Origin of the sequence: Pseudomonas sp. 9.1(2019), assembly GCF_009910445.1 — a bacterium.
Lineage (GTDB): Bacteria > Pseudomonadota > Gammaproteobacteria > Pseudomonadales > Pseudomonadaceae > Aquipseudomonas > Aquipseudomonas paraversuta.
Window position 1 is genome coordinate 79,114 of the sequence record NZ_VBWF01000001.1, and the last position, 22,152, is coordinate 101,265.

Genomic DNA, 22,152 nt, shown 5'->3' on the forward strand with positions numbered 1-22,152 from the left:
CACAGCTATAGTCAATTGGCTTAAGGCCCCAATGTTTGGGGCATATAACCGAGTCCGGAGACACCGGGCCTACCCTGTACACAAGGAGTTTTCCCCATGAAGCGTACCGCTCTTGCTGGTCTGTTTATTTCCGCTGTGATGTTGGCCTCCCCGGTGTTTGCGGCTGAAACCGTTCCTGCAAAGGATGATTTGTGCGCCATCAACCTGCAAAGCATTGAAAACGCCATGGCTACTTCTGGTCAGACCAGTGAAAACACCGCCGACGACATCAAGGCTGGTTACGAAAAGGCCAAGAAAGAACAGGCCAGCGGCGATGACAAAGCCTGCATTTCAACCACCACTCAATTGCTCCAGCGTATCCAGGATAACAACAAAGGTGGTGATGACGGCAAGTAAGCCCTTGATGGGGTTGGCCTTCTGCGCCGCAAAGGCGTACACTCCGCTAGCTTGCTGGTAATACACAGCAAGCATCGGGGCCGTTTAGGATTCGACGCCGGTTGCGAAACTCTAGGTGCATGCCGAGTTGGTAACAGAACTCGTAAATCCACTGTTGCAACTACTTATAGTTGCCAATGACGAAACCTACGAGGGTCAAGCTCTCGCAGCGTAAGCTGCCTTAGCCATCCTCCTGGTACCTTCGGGTCCAGCAATCACTAGGGGATGCCTGTAAACCTGAAGTGATTGTCATATAGAACAGGATCGCCGTGCAGTACGTTGTGGACGAATCGGCTAAAACTTACACAACTCGCCCAAAGCACCCTGCCCTTCGGGTCGCTGAGGGTTAACTTAATAGATACGGCTAAGCATGTAGTACCGACAGCGGAGTACTGGCGGACGGGGGTTCAAATCCCCCCGGCTCCACCACTTCAACATCTAAAGACGTCCACGGACGTCTTTTTTTGTGCCTGAACTCCAGTGAAATCAAGGGTTTCAGCGCTACTGGGCTTTGCAGAGGATTTTTGAGTTCTAGCCGTTTGGGTATTCCAAATGGTATTCCAAGCCATCCGGTGCTATTTTTTGGAATACCAAAACGGTGTCAGAGGTAGCTCTCATGCCTGCTCCAGCCCTTCGCCTTTCCGACCGCCTGCTCAAGGCAGTCAAGGCAAAAGACAAGGATTACGTCCTCAGCGATGGTGACGGTCTTCAGCTCCGAGTCAGGAGCAATGGCTCGATGCTGTGGAACTTCAACTATCGCGATCCGATAACCAAGAACCGTATCAACATGGGACTGGGCACTTATCCAGAGCTCTCGTTGGCGAACGCTCGAAAGAAAGTCGTTGAAGCACGTGAGCTACTTGCACAAGGCATAGATCCCAAGGTGCAACGCAACATTCAGAACGAAGCCAAACGAGCGGAGACAGAACACACATTTGAGAACGTCGCTACCGCTTGGTTTGAGCTGAAGAAGGACTCCGTCACCGCAGCGTACGCCGAGGACATTTGGCGGTCGCTCACACTGCATGTATTTCCGGACCTGAAAACAACGCCGCTTTCGAAAATTACCGCACCGATGATCATCGGACTGCTTCGGCCAATCGAGGCGAAAGGCAGTCTCGAGACTGTGAAACGGTTGAGCCAAAGGCTCAACGAGATCATGACCTACGGTGTAAATTCGGGACTGATCTTTGCCAACCCCCTCAGCGGTATTCGAGCGGTCTTCAAAAAGCCCAAGAAAGAGAATATGGCCGCCCTACCACCTGATGAGCTTCCGGAGCTCATGCTGGAAATTGCCAACGCCGCCATCAAAAGAACGACCCGCTGCCTAATCGAATGGCAATTGCACACCATGACCCGTCCTGCCGAAGCGGCAACCACACGATGGGCAGACATCGACTTCGATAGACGTATCTGGACCATCCCCCCGGAGCGCATGAAAAAGCGTCGTCCGCATACCATCCCGCTGACCGAACAGGCACTCGCGTTACTGGAGGCGCTCAAGCCCCACAGCGGCCACAGGGAATACGTGTTTCCAGCAGATAGAAATCCGCGTACCCATGCCAACAGCCAGACCGCCAACATGGCGTTGAAACGCATGGGCTTCCAGGACCGCTTGGTCAGCCACGGCATGCGCTCCATGGCCAGCACCATCCTGAATGAGCATGGCTGGGATCCCGAACTGATCGAAGTCGCCCTGGCACATGTCGACAAGGATGAAGTTCGAAGCGCCTATAACCGTGCGGACTACATTGAGCGAAGACGCCCGATGATGGCCTGGTGGAGTGAGCATATTCAGAAGGCCGCAACGGGTAGCCTGTCGGCATCTGCGATCAATCAAATCAAGGACTCCAACGTCGTGCAGATACGCTAAGGGCTCACCCTACTCGCAGATGGCCGAAAAATTACGCATCAGAGAAATAGGTGACTTTTCTCAAAGTCTCGTTTAGACATGAATTGCAATTGCCTTTGCGAATACACTGTCGACCTGAAAATGGCCTCAGTGTGATGGCTAGCAACGATCTGTCTGGATATCGACCAATGCCTCTGACCCTACCCCAACTAGAGCGCCACCTGTTTAAGGCCGCTGACATTCTGCGCGGCAAGATGGACGCCTCAGAATTCAAGGAATACATCTTCGGGATGCTGTTCCTCAAGCGCTGCTCGGATATGTTTGAGCAACGTCGCGAGGAAGTGATTCGCCTTGAAATGGAAGGTGGTAAAAGCAAGGTTCAGGCGCAGGTCTCTTCCGAGATCTCGCGCTGGTACAAAATAGAGGGCTCGTTCTGGGTGCCGCCGCAGTCGCGCTACGATTTTTTACTGAATGATGCACACCAGAACGTGGGCGACTTCCTGAATAAGGCGCTGACCGGTATCGAGACAGCTAATACCAGTCTGTACGACGTACTCGAGCATATAGACTTCACGCGCAAGGTCGGCCAGAGCAAGATCTCCGACATCAAGCTGCGCCAGCTCATCACACACTTTGGTGTGTTCCGCCTGCGCAACGAAGACTTCGAGTTCCCTGACTTGCTGGGTGCTGCTTACGAATACCTAATTGGCGAATTCGCCGATTCGGCGGGCAAAAAAGGTGGCGAGTTCTATACGCCGCGCTCGGTGGTGCGGATGATGGTGCGACTCATCAAACCCGAGCTCAAGCACGACATCTACGACCCCTGCTGTGGGTCCGGCGGCATGCTGATCGCTGCAAAGGAATACATCGACGAGCATGGAGAAGATGGCCGCAAGGCGAACCTGTTCGGCCAGGAATTCAACGGCACAGTGTGGTCCATCGCCAAGATGAACATGCTGCTGCACGGCATCAGCAACGCCGATCTACAAAACGAGGACACCTTAGCCGAGCCCCAGCACGTTGAGGGTGGCGAGTTGAAGCACTTCGACCGCGTCCTCACCAATCCGCCGTTTTCCATCCAGTGGGGCAATACCGAAAAGGATGCTGACGGCAAGCCCGCCTGGAAGCCCAAGTTTGAAGCCGAGCGCTTCTCCTATGGCCAGGTGCCGCTGGGTGCCAAGAAGGCCGACATGATGTTCCTGCAACACATGCTGGCCGTCACGAGCGACGGTGGCATGGTGGCCACTGTTCTGCCCCACGGCGTACTGTTCCGGGGTGGTGAGGAAAGAACCATCAGAAAAGGCATCATTGAGGACGACTTGCTCGAAGCCGTCATCGGCGTCGCCCCCAATCTGTTCTACGGCACCGGTATTCCTGCCTGTATTCTGCTACTGCGCCAGCGGGTGCAGAAAGGTGCCAACCGCGTCAGCGGCAAACCCGCCGAGCGCCGAGGCAAGGTATTGTTCATTAATGCCGACCGCGAACTCTTCGAAGGCCGGGCACAGAACTACCTGCTGCCGGAGCACATCGAAAAGATAGTCACCACCTTCGACGAGTTTCGTGCCATCGACGGTTTCTCGGCCATTGTCGACAACACCACACTTAAAGCGAACGACTACAGCCTCAACATTCGTCGCTATGCCGACAATTCCCCTCCGCCCGAGCCACATGACGTGCGCGCCCATTTGGTCGGCGGCATCCCAAAGGCCGAGGTAGCCGACAAAGCCGGATTGTTCAGCGCCCACGGACTGAATCCGATGGACCTGCTGGTGGAGCGTGAAGCCAAGTATCTCGACTTCGCGTCTGAGCTCGACAAACGACAGGCTCTCAAACCGACAATCGAAAACAACGCAGGCCTGGTTGCCAAGGAAGCGGCCATCCGCGCCGCTTTCGAGCAATGGTGGCAAGACCACAGCGCCCGCATCACGGCACTCTCTGGGCAAATGGACAACGCTGCCAGCCTCGTCGCCCTGCGCAACGACCTGCTGGCCAGCTTCAGCCAAAGCCTGGAGGCCATCGGCCTGCTCGACCCCTTCCAAGTGCGCGGCATCGTTGCCGGTTTTTGGTACCAGACAAAGTACGACTTCCTCACCCTGATGGCGCGCGGTTCCAAGGGCGTGGCCGACGCCTGGCGCACTAGCATCGTCACCGCGCTGGAAGATAAGGCCAGCAAAGAAAGCCCACTGGAGCACAAGCTGGTTAAGTTTCTGATGGGTGATTTCGTCGAGGCCATCACCGAACTGGAGGCCAAAAAGGCCGAGCTGGACAGCCAGATCAAGGCCGCTAGCCCTAAAGATGCTGAAGGAGAAGATGGCGAAGTAACCGAAGCTGCGGAGGAAGATGCCAGCGCAGAAAACACCGTGGACGATGCCCAGCTCAAAGCCTGGAAGAAGGAGCTCACCGCAGTCAAGAAGCAACTCAAAGCCAAGAGCAACAGCTTCAAGGAGCATATCGGTGCCGCCGTTGAGGGGCTAACACCGGAAGCCGCCGACGACCTGCTACTGACCATCATGCACAATGATATGAAGGCCATCGTTGAGGGCTACATGGCCGCGCAACGCAAGCAGATCGTGGCCTCGTTTGAAAACTGGTGGGACAAGTATCGCGTGACGTTGACCGAAATCGAAGCCAATCGTGATGAAGCCGCAAAGGCGCTGCAGGGGTTCTTGAAGGGGTTGCGGTATGTCTGAAAAAACAGCAAAGCAGCCGACGCACAGATACCAGCGCTTCCTTCAAAGTCTTCCGGAGGACTGGGAGCACAAGGAGATTCGACAACTTGGCACAGTAGTTGGCGGCGGTACGCCGTCCCGCGATGTTCCCTCTTTTTGGCGAGGGACCAATCCATGGGTCACTCCGGGTGAAATAAGCAAGATCGCAGTGAAGTTCTTATACGACACCGATGAGCACATCAGTGCATCTGGACTGGCAGGAAGCGGTGCCAACATACTCCCGCCCGGTTCGCTGATGGTGACGACCCGTGCGACCCTCGGCGCTCGTGCGATCAATGGCGTGCCTATGGCCACGAACCAGGGTTTTAAATCAATTGTCTTCAAACAAGCGGCCGACTCAGACTTCTACTTTCATCTCTTCGAAAAGGTGCAACCAGAACTTGTTCGGCGCGCATCGGGCACTACGTTCCTAGAGATCTCCGGCTCCGAATTCGCCGGCATCGAGGTGCCATCGCCCAGTCCGGATGAGAAGCGTCTGATCACCGAAGTCCTGGACACCCTAGATACTGCCATTCACGAAACCGTAGCGATCATTACAAAGCTAAAGGCAGTCAAACAAGGTCTGCTGTACGACCTACTAACACGCGGCATCGACGCAAATGGCGACGTGCGCCCGCCCCAAGGCGAAGCGCCGCATCTTTACAAGGAGTCGCCGCTGGGGTGGATACCAAAGGAGTGGGATGTCGAGACTATTGCCAACGCATGCTCTGATGTAGTCGATTGTCCCCATACAACCCCACATTTCCAGGACCAAGGAGTTCTCGTAGCTAGAACGATGCACATTAAGGAGGGTGGCTTTCTCGAATCGCTGGCTTCTCGTGTTTCTGAACTCCAGTACCTCGACCGAATCGCGAGGTTGGAGCCACAACCAGGCGATCTGATCTTCACTCGCGAGGCGCCAGTGGGCGAAGCATTTGTTGTTCCTTCTGAGATGAGGATTTGTCTCGGTCAACGGGTGATGTTGTTAAGGCCAAAGAATGGCAGGTTGGTCGCAGATTACTTACTTGCTCAAATCTACTCTGGAGCTGTGAAAGATCGAATCGCATCGCTGACATCTGGGACAACAAACCCACACCTCAACGTCTCTGAAGTTAGAGACTTTGAAATCCCCCTCCCTACTTTTGACGAGCAGCATTTCATTGCGGATCGAATGCGATCGCTTGAATCACGTATTCGGTGTGAGATTGGCGAACTACAGAAGTTTGTAGTTTTGAAGTCCGGTCTCGCTGACGACCTTCTCACCGGCCGCGTCCGCGCCACACCACTGCTGGCCGAAAACGTTCACCAGGAAGGGAGCGCCTAATGGGCTGGGAACTCGATGACGTCGAAAAACCGTTCGTGGCCCAGTTGCAGGCGCTCGGTTGGACCTATAACCAAGGAAGTCTCGACAACCCGGCAGTCTCAGGTCGAACCAATTTTGCCGAGGTGATTCAGGAAGAGTCGCTGCGCGAACAACTGCGCGCGTTGAACCCCGGCGCTGACGGCGCTCCTTGGCTGGACGATGCGCGATTGTCGGAAGCCGTGACGGCCATCACCCGGCTGGGAACGCACAAGCTGATGGAGGCCAACGAGAAAGCCACTGGACTCTTGATCAAAGGCTTGACCGTGGAGGGTCTGCTCGGCTGGGACGGCGGGCGAGGCCAGACAATTCGCTACATCGATTGGGATACCCCTGCCAACAACAGCTTCACGCTGATCAACCAGTACCGCGTCGATTGCCCTCCGGGCTTCAACAGCGGCAAGGCCTTCATCGTGCCCGACCTGGTGCTGCTGGTGAACGGTATTCCGCTGGTGGTGGTGGAATGCAAGAGCCCGTCCTCCCCTGAGCCGCTGGCCGAGGCAGTGGACCAACTACGACGCTACTCCAACCAACGGCAAGACGCATTTGAGGTGGACAATAACGAGGGCAACGAGGCGCTATTTGCTACCAACCAACTGCTGGTGGCCACCAGCTTTGACGAGGCACGCGTGGGCTGCGTGGGTGCAGCCTTCGAGCACTATGCTCAATGGAAGACGGTGGTCGGCCCGAATGGCGCAGGTAGCGAGATCGAGGCGGCTCAACTGCTAGGCAAGGCGGCTCTATCCGAGCAAGAGCGTTTGATCGCTGGTCTGCTTTCGCCTTCGCATCTACTGGATGTTGTGAAGAACTTCATGTTGTTCATGCAGACAGGCGGCCAGACCATCAAAACAGTATGCCGATACCAGCAGTACCGGGCAGTAAACAGGGCAATTGCCCGCCTCAAAACCGGACAGACGCGGCTGCAACACGGCGAACACGACAAGCGCGGCGGTATCATTTGGCACACTCAGGGTTCCGGCAAAAGTCTGACAATGGTGTTCCTGATTCGCAAGATGCGCACAGACGCGCAACTACGTCGCTTCAAGGTCGTCGTCGTCACCGACCGCAAAGACTTGCAGGGCCAATTATCCGCGACCGCCACGCTGACCGGCGAAATGGTGGACGTAGCAGAGAGCACTGCGGGAGTAAAGGCGCTGGCACGGCGCAAGGGCCCGGGGCTGATCTTTGCCACGATCCAGAAATACCGTGATCCAGATAGCGCCGGGGATGCGCCGCTGACAGCGGACGATTTACTGAAAGTGGAAGAGTCCAACGCCATCTACAAGGCTGACGAAAAGTTTGAGGTACTGAACGAAGACGACAGCATCCTTGTGCTGGTGGACGAGGCGCACCGCACCCAGGCTGGCGACCTGCAAGCCAACCTGTTGGCGGGTCTGCCCAACTGCGTACGCATCGGCTTTACCGGCACTCCAATCATTATGGGTGACAAGAAGCGTACTCATGAGATCTTTGGCGAGTTCATTGACCGCTACACCATCAAGGAAGCCGAGGCCGACGGCGCGACGGTCCCGGTGCTCTACGAGGGCCGCACGGCCAATGGAGCGATCAAAGACGGCACCAGCCTGGACGAACTGTTTGAAGACCTGTTCCGCCAGCACTCCCCGGAAGAGCTGGAGGCGATCAAAAAAAAGTACGCAACCAAAGGCCACATCTTCGATGCCCCGGCGCTGATCGCCGACAAGGCCCGCGACATCATTCGTCACTACGTGACCAACATCCTGCCCAACGGCTACAAGGCGCAGGTAGTGGCTTACAGCCGGTTGGCCGCGATTCGTTATTTTGAAGCGCTCAGGTCAGCCCGCGATGAGTTGCTGGCCGAGGCGCAGGCACTCTCATCCGAAGACAAGGTCCTGGACGACGAGGCCTTGTGCCAGCGTCCTTTGAGCGTGCAGGCTGTGGTGCAGGCCTGGCGGTACCGCGATACGCTGGCGCGCATTGAATTCGCGCCCATCATTTCGGGCAGCAACAACGACGACCCTGCGTGGAAACAATGGACAGACGGCGCGGCGCATCAGCAACTGATCAAGCGTTTCAAAAAACCGCTGTTCAATGCCAAGCCAGAGAAGACTGACCCGCTGGCCTTCCTAATCGTAAAGTCGATGCTTCTAACTGGCTTTGATGCGCCGATCGAAGGCGTGATGTACCTAGATCGCCCGATTCGCGAGGCGGAGTTGCTACAGGCGATTGCCCGCGTCAACCGTACCGGCTTCGGCAAGCGCTGCGGCATCGTGGTTGACTACTACGGCGTGGCACAGCATTTGAAAGAGGCGCTGGCAGCCTATGCTGATGAGGACGTGGACGGCGCACTGGCTAGCCTGAAGGACGAAGTACCGGTGCTGCGCGACAGGCACCTGCGCGTGGTGGACCTGTTCCGCCAGCACGGTATCGAGTCGCTGGACGACACCGAAGCTTGCGTTGAGGCATTGGGCAACGAGAGGTTGCGCGCCGAGTTCACTGTCAAGCTCAAGGCTTTCTTGGGGTCACTGGACACGGTGCTGCCGCGACCGGAAGGGTTGCCTTATTCCGGCGACGCCAAGCGCCTGGCATACATCCACGCCCGCGCCCGCAATCGCTACAAGGACACGCCGGTTCTGGGCAAGGATGTCGGTGCCAAGGTTCGTAAGCTGATCGACGACCATGTGATCTCGCTGGGTATCGATCCAAAGATCCCGCCGATTCAGTTGTCCGATGCCGAGTTCGATACACACCTTGCGCGTGCCGTAAACGACCGCGCCAAGGCTTCCGAGATGGAGCACGCGATTCGCTCGCATATCCGTAAGCACACTGATGAAGACCCGGTGCTGTACCGCAAGCTCTCGGAGCACTTGAACGACATTCTCAAAACACTAGGTGAAAAGTGGAACGAGGTGATCTCGCAGCTGCAGAAGATTATCGACGAGTTGCGCACTGGCAAGGTGGGAAGTGCCGATACGCCGAGCGACTTGCCCGAACACTACGCGCCGTTCCTCCGAACAGTCCTTGATGTCGTTTGTGCTGGCCAGACGCCAACTGGAGCCGAGTTGCTGCGCCTGAAGGATGTGACGGTTGAGCTGGTCGAATCTCTGGCTCAGGAACTGCAGAGCAACCGCAATATCTGGAGTCCGCACAAACGCGCCGCACAGGACGAGCTGAACGGCCAGTTATTCGATCAGCTAATGCGCCTTCGTCCTCCTCTGGTGGATGCGGATAAAGCCGGTGTGCTGGCCGACAAACTAATAGAACAGGCCCGCGCCAACCACGACAAGCTGGTGCAGGCGTAATCCGATGCTCGTCTCTATGAGATCACCAATACTACAGGTAGACGACTTACTGTTCTCCATCCGACGCAGTGCACGTCGCAGAACGATGGAGATCACAATAGAACGTAGTGGTGACTTGGTTCTGTCTGCCCCACCAGAGGTTGGCGAAGCTCAGCTGCGCGAGTTCGTCTTGGAGAAGCGCTTCTGGATCTACACCAAGATGGCAGAGAAGGAGCGTTTGCAGCGCCAGATTCCGCGCAAGGAATTCGTTGGCGGCGAGGGTTTCCTATACCTCGGGCGCAGCCACCGGTTGAAAGTGGTCGAGGAGCAGAACGTACCGCTGAAGCTCGCGGGTGGCCGCTTCTGTATACGCCATGACGCCATACACACCGCGCGCGAGCACTTCATCCGGTGGTACAGCACACGTGCGAAGGCCTGGCTATCGAGCCGCGTGGCCGACTGCCAATCGCGGATGGAGGTGCGGCCAGCGGGCGTGAAGGTGCAAGACCTGGGTTATCGGTGGGGTTCCTGTGGCAAGGGCGACTGGCTGTACTTCCACTGGAAGGCGATCCTATTACCGACACGTATTGCTGAATACGTGGTAGTACACGAAATGGCTCACCTGCACGAGCCGCACCATACTCCCGCGTTCTGGTTACGCGTGGAGCGCGCCATGCCTGATTTCGCGCAGCGAAAGACTTGGTTGGCAGAACACGGAATTGATGTCGAAGGGATCTGAGAATCATGGCGGGATATTTCACCACTGACCACTTCAAGCTGCTGAACAAGTGGATGGGACAAAAGCGTGACGAATCAAACCCCGAGCAAAACCGCGCCTACGATGATCTGAAAAAGGCCTATGAGGTAACAGAGGAGTGGGCCAACAAGCTTAAGGCTGAGTTGTTTCCTGTGGGCCGCGTAGAGATTCGCAAACGCCCTACCAACCAAGGCAATAATTTCGCGGGCTACAATTGGGCAAAAATCTACCCTTCGCCCGAAGCGCCGAAGGAGTTGGCCTACACCGTAGGCATCGATGCCAACGACGGCTTCGTGGTCAAGATCGATACCGTCGGACTGGACGAATCGGATGCGACGCGAAGAGCCTATCTAACGCTGCGCGGCACCTATAACAACTCATCCCCCTTTGTTACCAAACTGCCCGCAGGCGATGGTCTGGGAAAATCGCTGGACCAGCTCATTACGTGGAGTATTGAAGCGATCCGCAGCTTCAAGCTGCGCTACGACGAGGTAGTGACCAAGCTGGACCTGGGCATGACACTGAGCGACGAGGATCTCCTCAAGCACTTCGATAGTAAACCCGCATTCCAGACTTTCCGCGCCTCGTGGTCGCCACAAGACAAGGCGCTGTTCTGTCGATTAGCGCGGGCTGTCCACATGGCAGGTCTGGACTGGTGGCACATGAACAAAGGCGTCCAAGTGCGCTTTGGCCGCAAAAACCCCGGAAGTGAGCGCGCGGTCGGTGTGCTTGGCGTCATTCGGGGCACTCGGGCCCGGAAGCTCTCATGGACGCGGGAGGTGGGTGCGCTACCCAAGCTCCACCGCGAACCGTTGACGGAGGAACTCGTCTCGAAGATTGAAGCAGCCCTTTCAGCCGATCGTGGCTTACTCGACGACTGGATGGTACTTGAAACGGAGCGACCGGGACTGTGGCCAGATCAACTGCGTGACGATCCAGTGGAGCACGGCGATGATTCCGACGAAGACGAAACGGTCGATTCTGATGCCGTAAGGTTCCCGATTAATCGTATCTACTACGGTCCGCCCGGCACGGGGAAGACCTACGAGTTATCGAAGCTGCTTAAGCGAGAGTATGAGCAGGCCATGACTTCCGTATCCAAGGAAGAGTGGCAAAATCAGTTCGTGGGCGAAAAAACAGTGGGCCTTACCTGGTGGGAGGCGGCTGCGGCGGCTCTCTACCATCTGGGGGGAAAAGCGAGTGTCGACACACTGCTTGATCACCCTTTCATGAAAGCTATTGCCGCCGTGAAGAGTGCGAACAAGAATGTGCGAAATACCGTTTGGGGCGCTCTGCAGTACCATACGATTGAATCATCTAAAACCGTCAAGATGAGCAAACGGATGGCGCCGGCAGTGTTCGACAAACTACCGGATTCGTCCTGGATACTTGCTGGGGATTGGGAGGACGCAGCAGCCGACCTGAAAAGGCTAGTGGACGAGTACGATGCCGGTCCACCCTCAGCCGAATACATCAAACGCTACAGTTTCGTCACCTTCCACCAATCTTACGGTTACGAAGAGTTCGTGGAGGGGCTCCGACCGGTTCTCGATGGCGATGCAGAGTCCGGTGAAATCCAATACGAGATCCGCGCGGGGGCCTTCAAGGATCTGTGCAGGAAGGCACGATTGGCACCGGATCAGAAATTCGCGATGGTGATTGACGAGATCAACCGAGGCAACATCAGCAAAATCTTTGGCGAGCTGATCACCTTGATCGAATCTGATAAACGCGAAGGGGCTGTGAACGCCGTTTCTGTGGCTTTGCCGTATTCCGGCGAAAGTTTTTCGGTGCCAGCCAATGTCGATATTATCGGCACAATGAACACGGCAGACCGATCCCTTGCGTTGCTGGATACCGCGCTGCGTCGCCGGTTCGAGTTTGTGTCGGTGATGCCGGACGCTCGCGATGAGCCAGGTGCGCCGCTCGCAGGCCTTCGGGTCAGCCTGGGCGAGCAGGTGGTCGATGTGCCTCGCATGCTTGATGCCATAAACCAGCGCATCGAGGTGCTCTACGACCGCGACCATTGTATCGGCCATGCGTACTTCACACCGTTGGCGCAGGTGCCTGATGGGGACGAACGATTTGTAGCATTGCAACAAGTATTCAGCACCCGCATTCTGCCCCTGCTCGAAGAGTACTTTTTTGAGGACTGGCAAAAGATCCGTCTTGTATTGGCGGACAACCAGAAATCCCTCGCTGCGCGTTTTGTTGTAGAGGGTCAAGATCAGGAGGACGATTTGGCTCGTCTGTTCGGCAGCGACCATGGCATGGACAGCTACTCCACCAAGCGCCATTACGCTGTGCAGGAGGCTGCGTTCTCTAATACGGATGCCTACATTGGCATCTACCATACGTTGTCGACCTGAATCGTGAGGGGGCGCGTGAGTGGTATCTCGATCTACGAATTTGACGTACTGATAGCAGAGACATCTGGGGACGCGTCTTCCGAGGGTTTGCACACAATCCCGGACCAGGTATACGGATGGCTTGAGCGCCAATGTCTGCGGGCCACCAATGAAAGTGGTGCGCAATGGCTGCGCCTGACTCAGCGGCGTGGGCATCGTGTCGTTCAGGTCACCAGTTTTGTCGGAGTGATCCGTGCACCGGACGGTTACCAGATCGAGGTGCTTCCCAAGGTCGGCAAAGCGATAGGTGGTGGTGCAATCGAGGCGCGCCAGCTTCTAATCGAGATGCTCTGCTGTCTTCAAGGCTTCCGCCACATTCAATCCGACAGCGCCAAGCTCTCGGCTGCACGAATGCCCTTGCTGGAGGTCTTTATTGCCGAATTTCTGCTTGCGGTAGGGAATATCGTCAAACGAGGGTTGCGCAGCAACTATTCCTGTCGGCAGGACAACCTGTTTGCGCTTCGCGGCAAGCTGATGATGGCATCGCATCTGCGGCAAAACCTACATAGGGCGGACCGATTCTTTACAGAACACGACGAGTTTTCGATCGATCGCCCTGAAAACCGTTTGCTACACGCCGCCTTGCGACGAGTGCTGATGCTGTCGACGTCTCAGGCCCATCAGCAACTGGCCCGTGAGTTGGAGTTCGTGTTTGCAGAAGTCCCGGTATCAGCGCAGCCACGGATCGATTTCCAGCAGGTGCGTCTCGATCGGGGCATGGGTTACTACGGCGATGCGTTGGCTTGGGCGAAGTTGATCCTAGACGAGCAGTCCCCTCTGACTGGCAGCGGCGGTAACAATGCTCCGTCGCTGCTGTTCCCGATGGAGGCAGTATTCGAAGCGTTTGTATCCAAGCATCTCGCGAAACAACTGGCGCGGCCGCTTGTCCTGAAAACCCAAGCACGCAGTCATCACATGGTTCGCCATCGAGAGCAGAGCTGGTTTTGTCTAAAGCCAGATCTTTTGATCCGGGATACCAACAAGGATCTGCTGGTCCTGGACGCAAAGTGGAAACTGCTGGATGGACTGAAGGCCAACGGCACGAGCAAGTACGGCCTCGCGCAAGGCGACTTCTACCAGTTGCAGGCCTACGGCCAGAGCTACCTGAATGGAACGGGGGATGTGGTGTTGATTTACCCCAAGACGGCCGCATTCGACCGGCCGCTATCAGTATTCGAGTTCCCTAAAATAGAGGGTCTGCGATTATGGGTGCTGCCCTTTTGCCTGAAGTCACGCCAGCTTTTGGTTCCGGGCGGCGCGCCGTTTACTGCAGTGTTCAAGGGCACGCAGAGGGAAATTACTTCCGGAGTTGAGCTACCGACATTCGACTGACAACTGTTCCACTCGTAGATCGCCAGAGCAGCAATAGCCAGACCGCCAACATGGCGTTGAAACGCATGGGCTTCGAGGGCCGGTTGGTCAGCCGTGGCATGCGCTCCATGACCAGCACCATCCTGAACGAGCATGGGTGGGATCCGGAGCTGATCGAAATCGCGCTGGCGCATGTCGACAAGGACGAAGTCCGAAGCGCTTACAACCGAGCGGATTACATCGAACGCCGGCGTCCGATGATGGCTTGGTGGAGTGAGCACATCCAAAAAGCAGCAATGGGCAGTCTGTTGGTAGCTGCCATCAATGACACCAGGAACTGCAATGTCGTGCCGATACGGTAAGCGCTCACCGAACGCCGCAGGTAACCGAAAATGACTCCCCAGGTGGAGTGATGGTTGATTTGGCGACAGCGGCGACAGCGGCGACACCGGCGACACCCCGTGTAATACCTGGCCTGCAGCATGGTGACAGAGGTGGCGACTGTCGCCGTTTCAAGTCTCGCTCTTGGGGGCTTGTTCGACCAAGCCCACGCGAGCGGGAAGGCTCCGCATTCCCACTCGCATGGGCTCACATTAAAAACCGACGAACGATCACCCGGCCATGGAAAACCACCGGCCGCCAAGGCCTTCCAGCGCTACCAATGGGCGCAAGAGTCACCCCAAAAATACGGTTGACCGCGAGCAAAACAAGCGCTAAACCAGAACCGTACCAGCGCTGTCCTCGACAGCACCCAGGTAGCCAGAACCTTTGAGGCTACGCCACATGGTGGTGGTTCTCCCCAAGTGCGATTAGCGTCCGGCGGCTCGCACGGTCACAGCGATGTGATGGATGCCACTTCTCTCAGAGCGCCCACTGCGGCAACTCATACCCCCTTCATTGCTGCTCTGCAGCAACTTATCCGCTTGGCCATTTCTTGCGCCAACCTGTTGCCCGTCTCTTTGCCCCCTAAAGAGACGGGCGCTCCTACCACTGCTGCAGCCCTGCTCGCACGGGCTTTTGCGGCTTTCCCCCTCGTGACAATCGGCGTGACAAACACCGACATCACCAGCAACAGCGATGCAGATGATGGTGCCGCAGCCCATGGAATGGACTGCACCTGACTGACAGTCAGGCATGCCCCGGTTGTCACCCAGCAGCCTTTACCGGACTCAGGATCTCGCGGCACCGGACTCGTCAGCCAGTGCAGCCTCCACCCGCCCACCGCTATCGGTGCTCAGGAGGTCAGATCATGAGATGCCCAAGCTCCCGGTCGTAAGGAGCCGTCAGTCCCGCGTTAGTGGAAAAACCTCACAGGTCGCAGGGGCCTTAATCCCTGATAACACTCAACAACCGTGGCGGGATGAGTGAGGACGAAGTCGATAATCTCAGGAGAATTGCGATGCAACTGTGCGAAGCGTTCGAGCCACCACAACCGTTGCTGGAATATCAGCAGGCGCCACTGTCCTACCCGGTCGAAGCACTGGGGGAATTGTTGGGCCCTGCGGTCGAACGACTGGCCGAGGTGATCGGCGTGCCCTGCGCCATGGCCGCGCAATCGGTGCTGGCCAGCGCTGCTCTGGTGAGCCAGGGTCATGCCAATGTCCAACTCGACGGCCGAATCTATCCGCTGTCCCTCTACCTACTGACTGTGGCGTCCTCGGGGGATCGCAAAAGCGCGGTGGATCACCTGGCATTAAGGGCGGCTCGCGACTGGGAGCGGCAGCAGTGGACCCTGTATGCGGAAAAGCTCAAAGCCTATCGCGCCGCTACCAGCATCATGGCCAAACCCAAAACCTCAACAGTGCGTACTGAGGCGAAAGGCGGTGAGCTGTCCGAGCCGGTACCACCGAGACTGATCATTGCCGAGCCCACCATTGAGGCCCTGGTCAAAAGTCTGTGCCATGGCTTACCCAGCATGGGTTTGTTCAATGATGAAGGTGGCCAGTTCTTGGGCAGCAGCACCATGAGCAAAGAGAATCTGCTCAAGGCGATCACCACCTTGTCGACACTGTGGGATGGCAGCCCGATCGACCGGGCGCGATCCATGGCCGGAGAAAGTCTGCGCGCCTATGACCGTCGCCTCAGCCTGCATCTGATGCTGCAGCCCTACCTGGCCAACCAGCTGTTCAAAGACCCGGTGATCAATGGCCAAGGCATCCTGGGCCGTTGCCTGATCAGTTGGCCCGAGCGTCTGGCCGGCCAGCGACTCTACAAGGCAATTGACCTGACCCGAGATGCCCGAGTACAGCGCTACCAGCAACGGATCACCGCCTTGCTGCAAAAGCCCTGGTCACTTCACCAGGATGGCTCTCTCAATCCCGCCACACTGGAGCTAACTTCCCGTGCCCGTCGTACCTGGATTGATATTCACGACACCATCGAGTGCCAGTCTGGCGAGTTCGGCGAGCTAGCTGGTATCCAGCCTGTCGCGGGTAAGGCGGCTGCGAATGTACTGCGTATTGCGGGCGTGCTGGCCATGGTTGAAGAGGCCAGTGCGTTGGACGAAGCACACATCCAGCGCGCCTCAACGTTAATGGATTACTACCTGGCCGAGATCCAGCGCCTGACCGAACAGAAGCCGGTCAATAGCCTATGCGAAGAGGCGGATCGGCTGCTGCGCTGGCTGGTACAGAAAGGCTGGACCCACTTCAGCATCCGCGACGTCAATCGCAACGGCCCTCGCTTTGCCCGCAAGAGCGCTGACCATACCGCCTCTTTATTGGTCGTGCTGATCACTCATCGCTGGCTGAGCTGCCGCGACGGAAAAACTTTCGAGGTCCGCCATGTTTCGCCTCAATGACGCCGTGCGCCGCTACCAGGCGCAACATCCACCACAGCCAGAATCGCGGCGTGTCGCCGCCTCTGTCGCCACCCTGTCGCCACGCGCCAGGTCAGAAACGACGCGGGTTGTCGCCACTGTCGCCGCTGTCGCCACACCACCCCTGGAGCCTGCCCACCTCGCCCTGCTGATCGAGCAACTGCGTGAGGAAGGGGCTCTGCTGCAACACCAGGAGAACGCCCTCCTGATCCGCCCGACACAGTGGGGGCAGGTGGACAGACTCGGCCCCCACTGGAAAGCCCTGCTGCTTTTTCTGCAAACAAACGAAAGCGTTGATGACGATGGCCTTGGTCGGTCGGCGTGAGGGTCGCAACTTTGGCTATGGCCGCCAGCTGAGCTACGCCGGCCCGCAAGCGCTCAAGGATCTGTTTGCCGGCGGCCACTTCGCCACGGTCAAAGCGCATAGCGATCGCTGGCAAGCGTTCGTGCGCTGGTGTCGGTCAGAGGACGGTCCCGGTTACAACGATGCGCGCCAGATCGATCGCCGGACACTGCAAGAGTACGCCGCTTACCTGCGTCAGCAGATCCAGCAAGGCGAGCTCTGCATCGCTACCGCGCAGAACCGCCTGAGCAGCGTCAACCGTACCCTCGCTGCGCTGCGCGGTGATCAGGACGTGAGGATCGCCAGCCCGAGTCAGGCGTTGGGACAGCAGCGTTCGAGCGTACGCACCCGCGCACCGGATGGCCAAGACCGTCAACAGATCCGGCGAGTGATTGAGGCGCTTGGCGAACAGCACCGCGAGCGGGTGGCCGCGATTGTCCTGTTGGCCCGAGCAACCGGTATGCGTCTGCGCGAAGCGATCCTGGCTGACCTGCCACGACTGCAACGCGAAGCCGAACACTTGGGTCGTATCAACATCCAGGACGGCACCAAAGGCGGCCGCTCGGGGGCATCAGCGCCGCGATGGATTGTGGCCAATGAAGCGGTGAAAACGGCCCTGCAGTTGGCCCGTCATGCGTCGCCGCCCCATAGCCGCAACTTGCTGGTCCGAGACGAAAGCTACGCCGCGTTCCTGCAACAGACCGTGCTCCCTGCCCGCGAAACGCTGCATGAACACGGGCTGAAGGGTTTCCATGAACTGCGAGCGGCCTACGCCTGCGAACGTTATGAGCAGCTCACTGGCCACGCGGCACCGGTCAATGGTGGCCACTGCTATCGCATTGATCGCGACCTTGATCAGCAGGCGCGCCAGCAGATCAGCAATGAACTCGGGCATAACCGGATCGATGTGGTTTCGGCCTATATTGGAGGTCGAGCATGACCAAGCTGTTCGATATGGCGCTGTTCCTGAGCGGCGTACTGAATGGCTCTAAGGTCACGCAGCAACGCCACCTACGCCAAGCCCGAGTCATGCAAGCGGCCATTCAACAACGATGGCAGCGAGACAATCCCTGGACATGGCAGCTCAAGCATGTGCGCTGGTTTCTCACTCAGCACCTGAAAGACCACTCCGACGCCACCCGGTATTACTATCGACTCACCGCCCTATTGATCTGGAAACGATTAGGGAATGACCGAGAAATGCTGATCTAACGCTCGAGTCGTGGGTAGGCAGCCTTCCAGGCTCGCTTGTCCGCATTCATCTATCTCAGCGTGGCATTCTCTTGCTGAGCAAACTTTTCGGAGCACACCCCCACAACGGCAAAAAAGGCTGAGAGTTACCATTCGAAATAACCGACCTAGCTCATTCGATTGAACAAAGAGTGGGTCGTTTGTCGCTGATTTGTTTGCTCTCACTGAAGATGTATCCAGAAGTGTCCGGACCGGAGATGAACGTTAAAAGCTCACGCTTGCGACAAGATGGAGAAAGGTGGGATGCTCCGCTCCCTCAGGGCGCACACATAAATGTAGGGGATTTAGTTGATAGACCGAGCATGCTTTCGCAAACTGCTCTTGAAGCTTGCAGCAGATCGACCTGCCGATTTCGTTGGGCTTGGGGTTATCGCTTACTCGACAATAAAGGGCTTGCCTGTAGTCCCTCTTGGATCGGTACCAAATGCACAGCCTGACCTGCCGGTTTCTGGTGAGAATAATGTCATGCTCACTCTCGCCTCGTTGGCCACACGACGAAGCACTAGACACGATGGCTTCCACCTTATAGAAGCAAATAGTGGAAACCTCACTCACGTCGCGCAGTTCGTTTCGCCACCTTTAGACGCAGCACTCGCCAATCCGCACGCTGACTGGCCGCATGGCGCTCGCCAAATGACCGCACTTTTAATCTCGACTCTACCTCAGGTTGAAATTGCGGCAGTGGTATCCGCCGATGGGGATGTACAACTCTATGAGAACGGTGCACAAACGATAAGTGGAGTGCATAAGTGAACCATCTCAGTCTAACAACCGCAGAATTCGAACGCCTTCTAAAGGTTTTTGGCTACCTGCTTGGCCTGCTCTGCCTTGCATGCTTCCTAGTTCAATGGAAGTGCTTCCACACACCCGTTGCCTCTGCGGCCTGGAAAGCATTCAGTTCGGCACTCGGATTGGGAGTTCTATTATTTGGTGTATTTACGAAGGTCGCTTGGCGCTGGGAACGACTTGCAAAGTGGATGAGCCGCCCGATCGTTCACGGCATTTGGAAGGGGGAACTGCGGTCCGACTTCGGAGCAGTTGATGGCAACCGATTGACCATCCCCATTTTCTTTGTGATTCGCCAAACTTACCTAACTCTTTCTGTCCAATCCTTTACCGAGCACCAAGAAGGTGAGTCACGCCTCGAGGCTCTGTTGAAAAGCTCAAAAACAGATACAGCTCGTCTTTGTTACGTTTTCGAGTTGCGCAAGCTATTCTCTGGCGCAAACTCTTTAACAAGCGGCGCGGGCGAACTAAAGTTGGCTGGCGATCAACTTACATTTAGAGGAACTTACTGGACAAACACACCGACACATGGCGAAATATATTTGGAACACGTCACCCGCAACTGTGAAGGCGTCGCATCGTTCCAAGACGTGCAAAAAAGGGTCCAGCAAACAGGACCTTAAAATTCGTCTAAATAAAAACTATGGCAACTACATATTTTTACAGCTTGCGCAGCCCTCTACCAGACATATTTAGAAACCGCGAGTGATATTTTATTATGGTCGAAAGCTGTCTGCTTTCCCCCCCAGTTTAGGGCTACCTAAACGATGACCCGAATGGGTGATTTCGGCCGAGGGTGCAGTGGCACACATCAGGAGAAGCGCCGAAATCTTGGCTCGCTCTCTTGAGCCAGGACAGCTATTGGATAAAACTTCCTTGGCACCGCAGTTAGTTCGAGATTAAATTTGTCTGGGCAGCTTTATTTCACGGACTAGCTACCCCACCCTTTCCATAGCTGAGCAGCTGCCTCAAGAAACTCATTGCAATTAGCCTGAGACCAGCAAGTGTGAGCATTGTCCCGCAACAGATAGTACTGCTCATTTGCACAGACCAACTTACTTTTATCCGCCTCCTTTTGAATCCAGTTGAAGACGTTGACAAATGAGTCTGCGTAGCTACCTCCGAACTTTTCAGCGGGAACATTATAAAGCAACCCCTCAATGTAGTAGGACGGTGCAAGCCCGGCCTTGATAACTCCATCATTGACAAGTTTAGTACGCATATTCTTCCATATACGCACCATAGGCTTTAGCCAGTTGCTGGAGCCTTGATGCATTTTCGTAAGATTTGCGGAATGTTGTTTTGGATAATTGGCTATCCGTTCACCTGCAGAATTGAAGAAACAAATGCCTTCTTCATACGACTGATCCTGGAATCCATTGAATTTGTAGTAGCGTCGAAACTGCATTGACGCAATTACGTCAGTTTTCCTCCTACTACTGCTGGCATCAATCATGATTGCCTTATCTCCGGCCTCCACATCTTTTCCATATGCAGCAGTCAATACCGAAAGCACATCCTTCTTGAAGGTCGTATACGTGTAAGTTGCATCGCTATGGACGCTCTTCCATGCCTCCTTTTCCGCGTCAGATAACGCTTCAAGGTCACTGTAAAAGCAGTCCTTCATAAGGATGACTACATCAACGTCGCTTTCAGCATAAATATTGGTGTCGTTGCCATACGACCCCTGCAGAAAAATTTGGTAGTTCCTGTCGGCATAGGGGGTGCTCTTCGCTTCGAGCACACTTTTAACTGCGTTATAGGTAGTGCTAGACCCTTGGATAGCTCCCTGATGGGACCAAGTTTCGAGCTGCGCCTCAGGTATAGCCATCTACATTCACTCCTATAGCAAAAAATCACGCAGTTGAGCCTCACGAGAGGCGAAAGACTCACTTCCCCGTTGCCGTAAAATGTTCAGCTTACCCAAATTGTGCTCCATGAGATCTGTTGCCATTTCCGGACGCTCGAACGTGTCGCTGATACGGATGGTTGGCACGTCCTTAAATAGAATTTCTCGTAACTGATCCATCGACTGAGTATTGATTTCCAGTGTCTTTTGGAGGAGCTGCACGCTAAGCAAGTATTTCTTGGCTAGCCACATTTTCAGACCAGGTTTCGGATCCGGATAGATTCCCACTCCAATGCTAACGACGCGCAAATCCTGATGCGGTCGCTCCATTGCAACCAGCGCATCGGCAATCGCATACAGAGTGGGGTTGTTGGCACAGTATCCGCCATCAACGAGTTCGACTTGGTCTCCCGTTGACGTGATCACAACCTTCCGATTGAAGAAAGGGTATGCGGAGCAAGAGGCTTGAACAGCATCAGCCATCTTTACTCCGAAACCGGGAATGAAAGAGCTCTTGCGTCCGTGCGCTTGAGCTATGTTGGCCTTGAAGATCATCGGCTTCTCGGTCAGCCAGCGGGTGGCAACCACGCCAATGCCCGTTTTCACCTCGTCAAAGGTACGGTCTCCAAATACGTCCTTGGCAAGTTTGGCAAGAGCATCAGTTTTCTCAGACGGTGACCGCTTAGACATGACGGTCGGTACATGCTTCTTGTAAAGCTCATGGATTTCCTCGACTCGATACCCCAAGGCGAGGAGCGAAGCAATGATAGCCCCAGTGCTTGTTCCAAAGATGAGATCGAAGCGCTCAGAGAGCGGGCAACCTATCATGGCTTCGATTTCTCTCAGTACACCGAGCGTGTAGAAGCCCTTGGCCCCGCCGCCATCCAACGAGAGGATTCTGTAAGGTGACCCCGATTGGTTCTGGGGCCGCTCTTCCTTGCTAACAGTTACATCGACCATGTATTGCTCCCTGCTTTTTTAGAAGTGTAACAGCGTGCGGTAGGGAGGAACCGG

The 22,152-nt window shown here is 56.0% G+C and carries 15 protein-coding genes, 1 other RNA gene and 1 pseudogene; 15 read left to right on the plus strand and 2 right to left on the minus strand.

The window, feature by feature from the left end; all coding sequences use genetic code 11:
* Positions 1-96 precede the first annotated feature (96 nt).
* The 15 genes and pseudogenes from FEZ21_RS00350 (at position 97) to FEZ21_RS00420 (ending at position 19,912) form a co-directional block, all read left to right on the plus strand.
* Entirely contained in the window at positions 97-396 is a 300-nt protein-coding gene (locus tag FEZ21_RS00350; RefSeq protein WP_003439557.1) for a hypothetical protein, read from the plus strand.
* Between the two features lie 76 nt (positions 397-472).
* Positions 473-864: a transfer-messenger RNA gene (gene ssrA / locus FEZ21_RS00355) on the plus strand.
* A 187-nt stretch (positions 865-1,051) separates the two neighbouring features.
* The gene (locus tag FEZ21_RS00360; protein ID WP_160626195.1) at positions 1,052-2,308 is read left to right on the plus strand and encodes an integrase domain-containing protein; all 1,257 of its coding nucleotides are present in this window, start codon (positions 1,052-1,054) and stop codon (positions 2,306-2,308) included.
* A 167-nt stretch (positions 2,309-2,475) separates the two neighbouring features.
* Positions 2,476-4,977, plus strand: a complete 2,502-nt coding sequence (locus FEZ21_RS00365) for a class I SAM-dependent DNA methyltransferase (protein WP_160626198.1) — start codon at positions 2,476-2,478, stop codon at positions 4,975-4,977.
* Positions 4,970-6,319 carry a restriction endonuclease subunit S gene (locus FEZ21_RS00370; protein ID WP_160626200.1) on the plus strand — a complete coding sequence of 450 codons (1,350 nt, stop codon included), beginning with the start codon at positions 4,970-4,972 and terminating at the stop codon, positions 6,317-6,319. The genes FEZ21_RS00365 and FEZ21_RS00370 overlap by 8 nt, the downstream gene beginning before the upstream one ends.
* Positions 6,319-9,636, plus strand: coding sequence for a type I restriction endonuclease subunit R (locus FEZ21_RS00375; protein WP_160626202.1), 3,318 nt, complete (start codon positions 6,319-6,321; stop codon positions 9,634-9,636). The genes FEZ21_RS00370 and FEZ21_RS00375 overlap by 1 nt, the downstream gene beginning before the upstream one ends.
* A gap of 16 nt (positions 9,637-9,652) precedes the next feature.
* Positions 9,653-10,354, plus strand: a complete 702-nt coding sequence (locus FEZ21_RS00380; protein ID WP_160626260.1) for a M48 family metallopeptidase — start codon at positions 9,653-9,655, stop codon at positions 10,352-10,354.
* Between the two features lie 5 nt (positions 10,355-10,359).
* Entirely contained in the window at positions 10,360-12,741 is a 2,382-nt protein-coding gene (locus FEZ21_RS00385) for an McrB family protein (RefSeq protein WP_160626204.1), read from the plus strand.
* Positions 12,742-12,756: 15 nt separating this feature from the next.
* Entirely contained in the window at positions 12,757-14,112 is a 1,356-nt protein-coding gene (locus tag FEZ21_RS00390; protein ID WP_160626206.1) for an McrC family protein, read from the plus strand.
* A 20-nt stretch (positions 14,113-14,132) separates the two neighbouring features.
* A pseudogene (locus tag FEZ21_RS00395) lies at positions 14,133-14,453 on the plus strand (tyrosine-type recombinase/integrase); the annotation flags it as partial.
* A gap of 1,037 nt (positions 14,454-15,490) precedes the next feature.
* Positions 15,491-16,891, plus strand: coding sequence for a YfjI family protein (locus FEZ21_RS00400; RefSeq protein WP_160626208.1), 1,401 nt, complete (start codon positions 15,491-15,493; stop codon positions 16,889-16,891).
* Complete coding sequence (locus tag FEZ21_RS00405; protein ID WP_160626210.1) at positions 16,875-17,234, plus strand: hypothetical protein; 360 nt, start codon at positions 16,875-16,877, stop codon at positions 17,232-17,234. Before FEZ21_RS00400 ends, FEZ21_RS00405 begins: the two co-directional genes overlap by 17 nt.
* Positions 17,212-18,192, plus strand: coding sequence for an integrase domain-containing protein (locus tag FEZ21_RS00410; protein WP_160626261.1), 981 nt, complete (start codon positions 17,212-17,214; stop codon positions 18,190-18,192). Before FEZ21_RS00405 ends, FEZ21_RS00410 begins: the two co-directional genes overlap by 23 nt.
* Positions 18,189-18,464, plus strand: a complete 276-nt coding sequence (locus FEZ21_RS00415; RefSeq protein WP_160626212.1) for a hypothetical protein — start codon at positions 18,189-18,191, stop codon at positions 18,462-18,464. The genes FEZ21_RS00410 and FEZ21_RS00415 overlap by 4 nt, the downstream gene beginning before the upstream one ends.
* A gap of 788 nt (positions 18,465-19,252) precedes the next feature.
* Positions 19,253-19,912 carry a hypothetical protein gene (locus tag FEZ21_RS00420; protein WP_160626214.1) on the plus strand — a complete coding sequence of 220 codons (660 nt, stop codon included), beginning with the start codon at positions 19,253-19,255 and terminating at the stop codon, positions 19,910-19,912.
* 308 nt (positions 19,913-20,220) lie between these two features.
* On the opposite strand, the gene FEZ21_RS00425 is transcribed toward FEZ21_RS00420, so the two are convergent.
* Positions 20,221-21,120, minus strand: a complete 900-nt coding sequence (locus FEZ21_RS00425; protein ID WP_160626216.1) for a nucleotidyltransferase — start codon at positions 21,118-21,120, stop codon at positions 20,221-20,223.
* A 12-nt stretch (positions 21,121-21,132) separates the two neighbouring features.
* Positions 21,133-22,098: a patatin-like phospholipase family protein gene (locus tag FEZ21_RS00430; protein ID WP_160626218.1), complete on the minus strand. Its 966-nt coding sequence runs from the start codon at positions 22,096-22,098 to the stop codon at positions 21,133-21,135.
* Positions 22,099-22,152: the final 54 nt, after the last annotated feature.